The sequence below is a fragment of the Peribacillus sp. NPDC058002 genome (assembly GCF_042886655.1).
Taxonomy (GTDB): Bacteria; Bacillota; Bacilli; order Bacillales; family DSM-1321; genus Peribacillus; species Peribacillus aracenensis.
Map to the genome: position 1 here is coordinate 1 of NZ_JBHVQU010000118.1, position 11,916 is coordinate 11,916.

The following is an 11,916-nucleotide window of genomic DNA, read 5'->3' on the forward strand; positions in this document are numbered from 1 at the left end:
TAAAGGAATAGCAAGCATATATGTAAAAATCAGCGTGACCAACGCCAGGAACACTGTGTTCCAAAGCCTGTCTTCTATCACATCCATAACGGGCGTCTTATGTGTATAGGAAATACCGAAATCCCCTTGTACTGCATTGGATGCCCACCTTAAATATTGTTGGTACCAAGGGTCATTCAAACCCAGTTCTTCCCTGACCCTTTCAAGCTCGGCTGGATTGGCCCTAGGATTGATTTCCTGGCCTGACAGTGCATCTCCGGGCATTGCTTTTGCCATCATGAAAACGATAATGCTCAATAAAAAGAGCTGCGGGATCATTACTAATAATCGTCTTAGGATAAACTTCCACATAGTCCTTCCACCTCCTTATTGTATTGCGACTCTATGTGTTGATGAGATTGGCTTCAAATCGTAAGCACGTCCATTCTCATCGAAATATTTTGAGTAGGTAGACTCATATTCCGAGGTGAGTTTTTTTCTAAGCTGCACTTTATCTTGGCGAACTTCCGGCTCTAAATCCGGAATGGCCGCAATCAGGCGCTTCGTGTATATATGTTGGGGATTTTCATAGATTTCTTCACTTTTTCCTTCCTCTACCAATCTACCGCGATACATAACACCCATCCGGTCACACATATGCCGGATTACGCCTAAATCATGCCCGACAAATAAATAAGTCAAATTGAACTCTTGTTGGAGATCCTGAAGAAAATTCAATACCTGTGCCTGAACGGAAACATCCAATGCTGACACCGGTTCATCCGCAATGATCAGTTTAGGTTTCAATGTCAATGATCGGGCAATCCCAATCCGCTGCCGCTGCCCCCCTGAAAATTCATGGGGATACTTGTAAATCGATTCAGGACTCAGTCCAACTTTGTCCAAGAAGTCCTGTACGATTTTCTTTTCCTCTGAAGGGGATAACCGTTCGAAGTTCCTCAGCGGTTCGGCAATGATGTCCAGTACCCTCTTCTTCGGATTCAATGATGAATACGGGTCTTGGAAAATCATTTGGATATCTTTTCTGAATGGTTTAATTTCTCTTCTACTTAGAGAGGCTAAATCCCTGCCTTCAAATAGGATTTGTCCGGATGTCACCTCATTCAGTTTGACCACTGCCTTGCCTGTCGTGGACTTGCCGCTTCCGGATTCACCGACCAAGCCATATGTTTCCCCTTGCTGCAACTCCAAGGAAACACCGTCCACGGCCTTTACGTGATCGACCACCCTTCGAAAAAAACCGCCCCTTATCGGGAAATGCACTTTGAGATTATCTAATTTGAGTAATGTCATTGGTCGTTGCATCTCCTTCAGCTTGAAAATAAAATTCTTTATAGCAGGTACAGCGCACCAAATGATCGTTGCCCACATCGTGAAGCCGGGGTGTCTCTTCATGCGCATGTTTAGGTATCCAAGGAATCCTATCTTGGAAGCGACATCCTATCCGATCCATTTTCGCTATCGATGGAACGATTCCTTCGATAACGTGCAAACGGTTTTTCTCGTTTGCAGCAGAAGGGATCGAATTTAATAACGACCTCGTATATGGATGAAGCGGATTGTTGAATATCTCTTTAACACTTCCCGTTTCCACTACCTGACCTGCATACATGACAACGATCCTGTCCGCGACCTCTGCTACGACGCTCAGATCATGTGTTATTAAGATGATCCCCATTTTTGTCCTGCTCTGGATATCTTTCAGCAGATCAAGTATTTGCGCTTGAATCGTAACATCCAGTGCCGTCGTGGGTTCATCGGCGATGACCAGTGCAGGGTTGCAAGCAATGGCAATCGAGATCATTGCCCTTTGGCGCATTCCCCCCGAAAGCTCATGCGGATATTGCTTGTACGTCCGTTCAGGATATGGAATTCCCACTTGTGTCAAAAGTTCGATCGTCCTGTTCTTTTTTTCGGCATTGGAGAGTTCAGTATGGTAATCAAGGTTCTCCTCGATCTGTTTTCCGATGGTCATGAGCGGGTTCAAAGCCGTTAAAGGTTCCTGGAATATCATCCCTAATTCCTTACCCCGGACTTTATTCATTTGTACATCATTCAACTTTAGTAGATTTTGACCTTTATAATTGATATTTCCTTCGGATTTCGTTCTCTGCCTATTATGTAATTGAATGATAGATAAGGCCAATGCACTCTTTCCACAACCTGATTCTCCAACAACTGCTACAATTTCATTTTCATTCACCGTAAACGAAACGTCATCCACCGCTGCATGATATTTGTTGCCGATTCGAAATGAGGTCGTTAGGTTCTCTATTTGCAAAATAGCTTTATTCATTCTTGCTCCCCCTAAACTATTTTATCGGGAAAATAATTAATCTTCTGATAATTATCTAGAATTTTAATCAATTTTTTACAATTATACAATAGGTTTTATAGAAAATAATCACATTTTTTTCATATTTTATAACTTTAAGAATAATTTTCTGCAATAAAAAATCGTTTCCTTTATAACGGTTATACAGTAAAGTTTTGAAGTCCGATTAAATGTAAAGAACCAATAATTTTCAATTTACTATTCCAAGATAACAACCTTAACGTTCATATCTATTTATTGACCTTGTCGTTCTACATACCGCAGAATGGTTCCGATTTTATTTTTTTGATATTTCAGAAAAATTAGTACATTTGTAAGGATATCATAAAACAGGTAATTATTTCATATATATTTCAATACTAAAAAAAAAACACTTTATTTTCATTAAATGGCATGAAACCTTTTTAAAACAGATTCGTAGAAAACAGTAGAAAATAAATGATGAGGTGTTTGAATGTATTCACAAACTGTACAAACATATATGCCGTCCGTCATGCGGACGTTCGCTTTGTCACTTGCCGTTTCCGTCTTAGGGATGGCTCTCGGCACACTTGTTCCGCCATCCTTGTTTCTTCCCTTAGCGATACTTGAGATCGCGATGTTGATTGGAGCATTCATATTGCGGAGGAAAAAAGCCATCGGTTATACATTTTTGTATAGTTTCACATTGATTTCAGGAATTACGACATATCCGATCATTGCACACTACCTAGCGGCTGCAGGGGCAAATGTGGTGATCCTGGCAGGTGTTACGACTACAGTTGTATTTGGTGGACTGGCGGTTTATGCCACAACCACGAAAAGGGACCTTTCTTTCTTGGGCGGAATGTTATTTGCGGCCTTGCTAGCTTTAGTGGTCATTAGCATTTTCAACATTTTCTCTCCATTAAGCTCTACAGCCATGCTGGTCTTTTCCTTTATTGGGATTTTAGTTTTCAGTGGTTATATTTTATATGATTTCAACCGAATGAAGCATTACGGGGTAACAGCCGAAGAAGTACCGCTCATGGCCTTGAATCTATATCTAGATTTCATTAACCTATTCATTAACATCTTGCGCTTCTTCGGTATTTTAGCAAGCGATGACTGAAAAGCGGATGTGATCAAACATAAAAAAGACGCTCGGGCTTATCCAAGCGTCTTTTCACGTTTCTTTCCCATACGGATAATGCCCAAAACCAATGGCGATTAATAAAAGACCAAATCACAATGAATTTGGTCTAAAATCATCAATAAGATTGCTGAAGGGATGCGTATCTTATTTATATAATCCAGGCTTCGATTGATCGGTCCATGGCAGCTTCACACCGAAAGTACTTGCAATGAACTGTGTATCTTCCCTTCTTTTTTTCCTTATTTGGGCCCGTTGTTTTGCTGATTCATTTAAATTCATTTCCATCTCTGTTTCAGGAACCAAACGCGGGACCGGAATTGGTTTACCTTCTTCATTAATGGCGACAAATGTCAAGAAAGAAATGACACATAAATTCCGATCTCCTGTAACTAAATCCTCTGCAATCACCTTTACGATGATTTCCATTGATGTTCTGCCCGTATAAGTCACGAAGCTTTCAAGGCAAACTGCATTTCCTTCGTGAATAGGGTGCAGGAAATCGACAGAATCAGTTGATGCCGTAACGACGTTGCTTCGCGCATGACGCATGGCTGATATAGCCGCTACATCATCAATATATGCCATTAATTTGCCTCCGAACATCGTACCAATATTATTTGTATCCGGCGGGAGGACAAGGCTTGTTTTTATGACCAAAGAGTCCCGGCAATATTTTGTTTCTTCCATGGTGACTGCACTCCTTTATGTCTGATTTCTCACTATTCCACTTTATCGAATTCTTACCTGTAAAGCAATTCACATGCTTATTTTCCTGCTTTTAGTCAAAATTTATGCGGCATATAATGAAACTACCCACATCACTGCCCTTTTGACCGCTTGCCTTGTTGCAGCTCACGCAGGTTCAAGCCAAATGTCATTTGTAAATGCGGATAATCCTTGAACCCAGCCCAATCCCCTCCCCAATCAAAACCTAACCCTTTAGCGATGGTTACAACTTCCATCCAATCCGACTTTCCATTATCGTTGCCGTCATAATTCATATCCCAAATGGCCTCGCCTTGTTTGTTAAGGAGGGCAAAATCTATCGCCAAACCGAAATTATGTAGCGACTCGCCACCTCTTGCATTCGTTACGATGTTGCCCGAGCCTGATCTGCCCTTTTCATAGAGTTCATTTTGCTCGGCTACAGACCGGAACCCCGCCGTAATGATAATCGGGATGCCTTTGTCATTAGCCAGTTGAATGAGCTCGTCTTTTTTTTCGGCGACGATTGGATTCAGCTCGTCAGTCAGTTCAATTTCATCTAAATCAGGCGGAAGTATATACTTGGACAAGAGCCCTAGCATCAATCCGAAAAAGCCCAATACCAAACATGTCCTTACCCAAGTGGCTTTCACTGAAAAATCCTTCCTTTACGAATATCTGTCCCAAAGTGAAAAACTCAACCAAAGACGGATGAGTTTTTCTTCTTTTATAACTTTGCTTTCAATTCTTCTATTTGCAATAAATGCCGTTTTTCATGCAGTCCCACAAATGGGATCCATTGCTTCAAGCTTAAATCTTTAAACAAAGGGTGTGGAAAAGATTTTTGTTCGAGATCAATTTCCTTTGCATGGTCAACGACCCGTACAAAAGCTTTTCGGGATTCGGACAACTTTTCCTTAATCTCACTCAAAGTTTGGTATGATTCTGACGGAATGACAAAGGACGGGGCCTGGACCTTCATTTCACGATCTAAAGTAAGCTCGATCGGTTTATCCACAGTAGGAATGCTATCATCGCTTTTCAATTTATCGGAAATGCCCTTTGTTATGGCCCTTTCCATTAAATATAAATGATCCAAAACCTGCATGATGCTCCATCTTCCTGGTTCAGGATGGTTGTTCAGCTGTTCATCCGTTAGTCCGATGACCGCATTTAAAAGTTCTTCCCTGACTTTTTCATTTTCATTCACTATTAGCATCTCCTCTTATCAGCCTCGCTAATCTCCTTTAATTATTCCATGTCCTATATGAACGTGTAAAATAATTATACTTTTTGACTGAAATGAACCGCTTAAAAGTTGTCTATTTTTTGAAAAGCTCTATGATAGTCATAAAGGCAAAAATCATCTAATTCAAATGACTTTCAAAACATCAAGGATAGTCTAAATAGGAGTGATCGCTATGAGTGGAGGACATATTCCATTCAGCCACAAAGGCCGCAGTACCATGCATGCAATCCCCTCAAAAGGAAGCATATGGTTGATGCTCAAGCAAATGTTCAATCGGGTCCCATCGAAGTGGAAGTTTTGCACTTTGGTTTTATGTATCATGCTTTTCATTTCATTGCTTGAGTTCTCCATCCCCCAGTTGACGCAGTTTACGATTGATACAATCATTCCTGAAAAAAGATATGACTCGTTAATCTGGATTGGTGCAGGAATTCTTTGTGCTGCCATTTTATTGGCTTTACTGAACTACTTTAACAGCTATATCGTTTCCAAGGTCGGTCAAAAGGCTATTACGGATATACGGAATAGCATGTATGACCATATTCAAACACTGGATATGAAATTCTTTGATAAAAACCGTACCGGTGACTTAATGTCGCGGTTGACCAATGATGTTAATTTACTGCAGCAGCTCATCTCTTCAAGCATGCTTCAAGTCTTGACTGACACGGTGACTTTCATTGCCGTGGCGGTATATATGCTTTTCATTAACTGGAAGCTGACCATTGTACTTCTTTTTACATTCCCTTTCATGTTCTATATCACAAGGGTATTCGGGAAACGCATCAGGATGTCATTTAGGTCTGTGCAAAGTTCCGCAGGAGATGTCAGCAACCAGTTACAGGATTCCATTTCAGGAATGCGGCTCATTCAATCTTTTACAAATGAAGAATTCGAATCAAGGAAGTTTGCGGAGCGTAATCAGGAAAATATGACTGCAAACCTTAAGTCCGTTCGGCTACGCTCCATGTTCGGCCCGATAATTGATTTATTGAACAATATCGGTCTTGTAGCAGTCATTGTGGTCGGTGCTTGGCAAGTGATGGAAGGTGAATTCACAATAGGGTTAATCGTGGCCTTTCTCGCCTATTTGAGGTTACTGCAGAGTCCCGTTCGCAATTTTAGCCGGGTCATCAGCATTGTCCAGCAATCAGCCGCGGCCTTTGAGCGGATAACTGAAATATTAGAAACCCAGCCCGAAATAAGTGACAAGGAAAATGCCACCGAACTCCCTTACATAAAAAGGAAAATCGAATTTCAATGTGTTGATTTTTCGTATGATGAAAGTGTACCTGTCCTCAGCCATTTAAGCCTGTCCATGAAAGCTGGTCAAGTAACTGCTCTGGTCGGCTCCTCTGGCGCTGGAAAATCGACCATCACGAGCCTTTTGATCCGATTTTATGATCCGCAAGATGGCACGATTAAAATGGATGGTCATGATATCAAGGATGTGTCACTGAAATCATTACGGGGACAAATGGGGATTGTTTCCCAGGATATCATTTTATTCAATGGCTCCATTCGTGATAACATCGTGTATGGCAAACTTGATGCTACAGATGCTGAAATCATCGAATCCGCCAAAGCGGCAAATGCGCATGACTTTATCAGTGCCTTTCCTGATGGTTATGATTCTCAGATTGGAGAGCGCGGAGTCAAGCTTTCAGGCGGACAAAAACAGCGCATTGCCATAGCTAGGGCACTTTTGAAAAATCCGCAAATCATCATTCTCGATGAAGCAACGGCGGCCTTGGATACAGAATCCGAACATTTGATCCAGCAAGCATTGTCACGTTTAATGAAAAAGCGGACCTCAATAGTAATTGCACATCGTTTATCGACCATTCATGATGCGGATCAAATTATCGTTCTGGAAAAAGGGCAGGTTCATGAAAAAGGAACACATGAAGAATTATTGCTAAACAACGGCAGATACAAGCAACTCCATGACTTACAGTTCCCTCAACTTAAAGCGATATCAAATTCCTAGCTACTTCTTAGAGGGCAAAAATGCACAGGAAGCCTTCCTGTGCATTTTTGCTTTCATTTGAAATCATAACTTTCCAAAACCCGGTTCGCAATGAGCTGATACCCTTTTTCATTCGGATGTAACTTATCACTGAAATACTCTGTTTTCTTTTTACCTTCAAAAAGATCATTTGTAGGAATGAATAACATCCTTTTATCTTTATCCGCTATTCCCTTTATTGACAGGTTATAATCACGAATGAGCTTTTCAAGTTTTTGATTGTCTTTTATTGGGTTATATAGTCCTACTACCAGAATATCCGCCTTTTCGTTTGCCTCTATCAAGGTTGATGTAATCTTTTTGAGATGGTCGATATACTCCCGTTTTCCCTCAATGATTTTTCGGTCACTTATTTTCTCCAAGTTCCCTCCGTTACTATTGATCAAGTCATTCGTTCCAATAAAAACGATGAAAGTATCGGCTTCATCAAGTTTCGTTTTAATGCGGTAATCATCAAGCTGTTTCATCACCCCATCCGTTTCCTGGCCTTTTATACCGTAATTCCAAAAACTCACTTTTTGTTCCGATTGCGGATTATTCAATTCATCCTCAAGGCCTTCTATATATCCTTCCCCATCCTTATCTCCTTTTCCATAGGTTAATGAATCTCCAAAAGCCATCACCCTTTGCACATCTTCTGACTCCGAGGCCTGAAATTCATACGCAGCAAAACATATAACGAGTACTATAATCAATAAACCTGCCAATTTTTTCATTTGATTCTCCTCTTGTCTCTTTACTAGAAGTATTTATTTTTTTACATACCCAAAAAATCTACAGTCTTAACATAAAAAAATTGTCAGATAAAGATTCAAGAGTGTATGATAATATAAAACTTTCAATGGATTGGGTGTCATTCACCGTCCCTTAAACAAAATACGGGATTACCCTTCATTCTGGAGATTGAATAAATGATAGTTAGGAGTTTAAATCATGGAAGAGCTCATAGCGTTTAGAGAGGCAGGACTATCCGATCTACCCAGAATTGTTGAAATATATAATTCAACAATTGCTTCAAGAATGGTCACGGCAGATACGGAGCCTGTATCCGTCCAATCGAGGGTTAAATGGTTTGAGGAACATCATTCAGAAAGTAGACCGCTATTTATCATTACTATAGAAGGGAAAACTGCTGGATGGATGAGCTTTCAATCCTTCTATGGCCGACCGGCATATAATTCCACTGCCGAAATCAGCATTTATATAGATGATTATTTCCGGGGAAAAGGAATCGGACAAACTTCGATTCAAAAGGCAATTGAATGGAGTCCAAAATTAGGTGTTAAGACTCTATTGGGTTTCATTTTCGCCCACAATACACCAAGCCTTAAGCTTTTTTCCAAATTCGGGTTTGAAGAATGGGCACATTTACCTCAAGTTGCCGAGTTGGATGGGATTGAGCGGGATTTGCTCATTCTTGGTAAACGTGTCGATATGTAATATCAATCTTTAGAGCTATTGCCTTGAGCAGTAGCTTTTTCATATTAATCGAGTGCGAATTGGCTAATTTAAAAATACCTATATGCTTTCTGGAGGTAAAAATGTTCACAATCTCTTTTACTTGTTAACGCATTTAATAGCGTATCCAATTCTTGACTGGCTTGAACAGTTAGCAGACTTGATAAGCCGTAAATTGCTGCCAAGTTAATCATTTCTTTTCTTTTCTCTTCTATTTTTTCTATAGTTACCTTAAGGCAAGGCATTATATAGCCACCTCCCATTTATTCAATTTTTTTACACTTTCATCATAATGAATATACTAGTTAAAATCAACTATTTTTCGGAAATTAAATGTGTTATTTTAAAGGATGAATGTGACAAAATGACTATTAATCCTGTAATTATGTATATTTTGTGTCATTTTCTATTAAACGCAAAAAAGCATCCACTAGTGTAGACTGTGAATGCTTACATCATATCTCTTATCCAAGAACCCAAACTATAGTCCATCGTTTACTATGTCATCCATTCAGAAGGTGACTCGGTATTTGGTTTATTTATAACAATCTTATATTCATCTTCAAGTACTTTTAATGGGGCATCATAAAGGTGCCTTTCATCAGAGGTTTTGTATACTCCATTGGCCAATAACTCTTCAATAAGCTTTGCCTTCCTCTGTTCGATCCTCTTAAATAATTCTGCCATGTAAATGGCTCCTTTCCTAGTCATCCTAGAGCCTGCTTCTAGTTAGCTAAACTTTATCAACTTGTTTTATTTTCACCAAATTATATATACCTTTTCTATTATGTCACTAAACGTTATTTCCCAAAAATAAAAGCCCCTTCTAATTCAAGAAGAGGCTGACAGTGTCCGTACGGCTCTTCTTATCTTCCAAGCATATGCTTGTTGGATTTAGCACAGTTCCCAAAACGGGTCCGCTGCCGAGGTTTCTTTGGGCCAAGTCCCTCCACCTCTCTGGATAAGAAATCGATATATAAATGATGTAGACATGATTTTATCCTAATAACCATCAAAAGTCAATTACCTGGTTCTCCCTTTTTTCCTGGACATAAAATGGTCCCTCTTTTAAATGCAGGTTGCATTTTCTTGTCTTTCTGATATGATGTCAGTAATTACATACAATTCACACCACTAGGGGAGTCTTTTTTTAAGACTGAGATGGAATTAGTTCCGGACCCTTTGAACCTGAACCGGCTCATACCGGCGGAGGGAAGTGGATGATATCGTCCATTTTCAGACTATATCCATCTACCCCGTTCCGTATTCAGGAACGGGGTTTTTTCATGAACAAAGGGATCCATTCTAAAGGAGGATGAACAATGGAGAATGTTAAATTAGAAACATTCAGTGATAGACTACATGCACGGTCAAAAGAGATTTGGAAAAGGAACCATTCACATCCCTTCGTCCAGGCAATTGGAAATGGTACGCTTCCTGAAAAGAAATTTGCCTATTACCTGAAGCAGGACTATATCTATCTCATGGATTATTCCAAGCTCTTTGCTTTAGGTGTAATCAAAGCTCATAACATCGAAACCATGGCAAAGTTTGCGAGTATTTTAAATGAAACCCTTCAAGTGGAAATGGATATTCATCGGCATTATGCTTCCGAATTCGGGATCACTTCCAAGGAATTGGAAGATACAGAACCTACTCCAACGACTCTAGCCTATACAGGCTATATGCTAAATGCAGCTCAGCATGGGACTTTGGCAGACTTGATCGCCTGTCTTCTGCCCTGCGCTTGGGATTATTATGAAATCGGTTTGCTACTGAAAGAACAAAATGGAGCAGCATTGGAAAACAATCGCTACGCAGATTGGATAAGGTCCTATTCATCTCCTGAATTCGGGGAAGCACATAAATGGCTGATCGCTTTGTTGGAAGAATTGACGGAAGGCATGCCAGAAAAGGAACTTCTTAGATTAGAAAAGCACTTTTTGGTTACTTCCCGATATGAATATTTATTTTGGGATATGGTTCATAATGAGCAAGATTGGCCGCTGTAGATGATGAATCCTGTCAAGAAACTGACGTTGACTGCCATGATCACGGCTATTACGACGCTGACCAGTTCATTTATTTTCATTCCTGCAGGATTTGCAAAGGTCTTTCCTATTCAGCATCTGGCAAATGTCCTGACGGCCGTTCTATTGGGGCCAGCTTATGCAGTGACACAAGCTTTTTTAGTTTCCATCATTAGAAACATGTCTGGTACCGGTTCAATTTTCGCCTTTCCCGGTAGCATGATCGGTGCACTTTTGGCTGCCATCCTTTACCGAAAAACACAAAGCTTAAAATTTGCCTGTTTAGGGGAAGTGATCGGGACCGGTATTCTCGGTTCCCTAGCCTGTTATCCACTTGCCCTCCTCCTATTGGGGGAAAAAGCTGCGCTCTTTGGTTTTTTACCGGCTTTTATGCTCAGTTCATTCGCTGGTGCGATTTTAGCATTCATATTACTTAAAATACTTCTAAAAAATAATTATATGAAGGGGTTTTTTTATGAAAACAGCATTAACCATCGCAGGCTCTGATTCAGGGGGCGGCGCAGGAATACAAGCGGATTTAAAAACATTTTCTGCACATGGTGTCTTTGGAATGTCTGCCATCACAGCCGTAACCGCACAAAATACAATGGAAGTCCGTTCAGTACAGCCAATTGAAACAGCAATCATATCAGATCAAATTGCAGCTATCTTTGAAGATATTCCTGTCGATGCAGTAAAAATAGGCATGCTAGGATCAAAAGAAATCGTGGAAACTGTCGCTGCGTCCCTTAAAACCTTCTTGCCTGCCATCGTTATCCTTGACCCTGTCATGATTTCCAAAAGCGGTCATCATTTGCTCGACGAAAAGGCTGTCTCTGCCTTAAAAATGGATTTGCTTCCGCTTGCAACACTTGTAACCCCTAATGTACCGGAAGCGGAAGTACTTACTGGCTTGTCGATTCGAACGGAACAAGATTTCTACAAAGCATGCATTTCTATACAAGAAATGGGTCCCAAAGCCGTTTTACTTAAAGG

The 11,916-nt window shown here is 40.3% G+C and carries 15 protein-coding genes and 2 riboswitches; of the genes, 6 read left to right on the forward strand and 9 right to left on the reverse strand.

Translation table 11 applies throughout. The features are described from left to right. The 3 genes from ACFVSH_RS17725 to ACFVSH_RS17735 form a co-directional block, all read right to left on the reverse strand. Window positions 1-351 (reverse strand): ABC transporter permease (locus ACFVSH_RS17725; RefSeq protein WP_387707123.1); only part of this gene is annotated, 351 nt, incomplete at its 3' end. Between the two features lie 15 nt (window positions 352-366). Beyond that, on the reverse strand, window positions 367-1,293 hold the full coding sequence (locus ACFVSH_RS17730) for an ABC transporter ATP-binding protein (protein WP_260284084.1): 927 nt from the start codon (window positions 1,291-1,293) through the stop codon (window positions 367-369). Next, window positions 1,271-2,296 (reverse strand): ABC transporter ATP-binding protein, encoded by a 1,026-nt coding sequence (locus ACFVSH_RS17735; protein WP_387599426.1) that lies wholly within the window; start codon window positions 2,294-2,296, stop codon window positions 1,271-1,273. Before ACFVSH_RS17735 ends, ACFVSH_RS17730 begins: the two co-directional genes overlap by 23 nt. Window positions 2,297-2,789: 493 nt before the next feature. Between ACFVSH_RS17735 and ACFVSH_RS17740 the strand changes: the two genes are divergently transcribed. Next, window positions 2,790-3,425: a Bax inhibitor-1/YccA family protein gene (locus ACFVSH_RS17740; RefSeq protein WP_214743607.1), complete on the forward strand. Its 636-nt coding sequence runs from the start codon at window positions 2,790-2,792 to the stop codon at window positions 3,423-3,425. Between the two features lie 168 nt (window positions 3,426-3,593). On the opposite strand, the gene ACFVSH_RS17745 is transcribed toward ACFVSH_RS17740, so the two are convergent. The 3 genes from ACFVSH_RS17745 to ACFVSH_RS17755 all read right to left on the reverse strand — a co-directional run bounded on the left by ACFVSH_RS17745 (window position 3,594) and on the right by ACFVSH_RS17755 (window position 5,373). Further along, the gene (locus tag ACFVSH_RS17745) at window positions 3,594-4,136 is read right to left on the reverse strand and encodes an acyl-CoA thioesterase (protein WP_192203801.1); all 543 of its coding nucleotides are present in this window, start codon (window positions 4,134-4,136) and stop codon (window positions 3,594-3,596) included. A 131-nt stretch (window positions 4,137-4,267) separates the two neighbouring features. After that, window positions 4,268-4,756 (reverse strand): M15 family metallopeptidase, encoded by a 489-nt coding sequence (locus ACFVSH_RS17750; protein ID WP_387600250.1) that lies wholly within the window; start codon window positions 4,754-4,756, stop codon window positions 4,268-4,270. A gap of 125 nt (window positions 4,757-4,881) precedes the next feature. Next, window positions 4,882-5,373, reverse strand: a complete 492-nt coding sequence (locus ACFVSH_RS17755; protein ID WP_387707125.1) for a DinB family protein — start codon at window positions 5,371-5,373, stop codon at window positions 4,882-4,884. 202 nt (window positions 5,374-5,575) lie between these two features. On the opposite strand from ACFVSH_RS17755, the gene ACFVSH_RS17760 reads away from it, so the two are divergent. Next, window positions 5,576-7,393 carry an ABC transporter ATP-binding protein gene (locus ACFVSH_RS17760; protein WP_387707127.1) on the forward strand — a complete coding sequence of 606 codons (1,818 nt, stop codon included), beginning with the start codon at window positions 5,576-5,578 and terminating at the stop codon, window positions 7,391-7,393. A gap of 53 nt (window positions 7,394-7,446) precedes the next feature. Here ACFVSH_RS17760 and ACFVSH_RS17765 read toward each other — a convergent pair whose 3' ends face one another. Further along, on the reverse strand, window positions 7,447-8,148 hold the full coding sequence (locus ACFVSH_RS17765; protein WP_387707129.1) for a GDSL-type esterase/lipase family protein: 702 nt from the start codon (window positions 8,146-8,148) through the stop codon (window positions 7,447-7,449). 217 nt (window positions 8,149-8,365) lie between these two features. Here ACFVSH_RS17765 and ACFVSH_RS17770 point away from each other — a divergent pair, with 217 nt between their 5' ends. Continuing rightward, entirely contained in the window at window positions 8,366-8,872 is a 507-nt protein-coding gene (locus ACFVSH_RS17770) for a GNAT family N-acetyltransferase (protein WP_387599412.1), read from the forward strand. 68 nt (window positions 8,873-8,940) lie between these two features. Here the strand turns inward: ACFVSH_RS17770 and ACFVSH_RS17775 are convergent, their stop codons facing one another. Both ACFVSH_RS17775 and ACFVSH_RS17780 read right to left on the reverse strand, forming a co-directional pair. Continuing rightward, complete coding sequence (locus ACFVSH_RS17775; protein WP_260284077.1) at window positions 8,941-9,135, reverse strand: aspartyl-phosphate phosphatase Spo0E family protein; 195 nt, start codon at window positions 9,133-9,135, stop codon at window positions 8,941-8,943. A 253-nt stretch (window positions 9,136-9,388) separates the two neighbouring features. After that, window positions 9,389-9,577: a Fur-regulated basic protein FbpA gene (locus tag ACFVSH_RS17780; RefSeq protein ID WP_192203796.1), complete on the reverse strand. Its 189-nt coding sequence runs from the start codon at window positions 9,575-9,577 to the stop codon at window positions 9,389-9,391. Window positions 9,578-9,753: 176 nt separating this feature from the next. Further along, window positions 9,754-9,858: riboswitch (SAM riboswitch) on the reverse strand. A gap of 158 nt (window positions 9,859-10,016) precedes the next feature. Beyond that, window positions 10,017-10,122: riboswitch (TPP riboswitch) on the forward strand. 90 nt (window positions 10,123-10,212) lie between these two features. Here ACFVSH_RS17780 and tenA point away from each other — a divergent pair. The 3 genes from tenA to thiD all read left to right on the forward strand — a co-directional run. Then, on the forward strand, window positions 10,213-10,902 hold the full coding sequence (gene tenA, locus ACFVSH_RS17785; RefSeq protein WP_260284076.1) for a thiaminase II: 690 nt from the start codon (window positions 10,213-10,215) through the stop codon (window positions 10,900-10,902). A gap of 3 nt (window positions 10,903-10,905) precedes the next feature. Then, complete coding sequence (gene thiW / locus ACFVSH_RS17790) at window positions 10,906-11,427, forward strand: energy coupling factor transporter S component ThiW (protein WP_387707133.1); 522 nt, start codon at window positions 10,906-10,908, stop codon at window positions 11,425-11,427. Continuing rightward, on the forward strand, window positions 11,396-11,916 hold a 521-nt coding region (gene thiD, locus ACFVSH_RS17795; protein ID WP_387707131.1), incomplete at its 3' end, for a bifunctional hydroxymethylpyrimidine kinase/phosphomethylpyrimidine kinase. The genes thiW and thiD, both read left to right, overlap by 32 nt.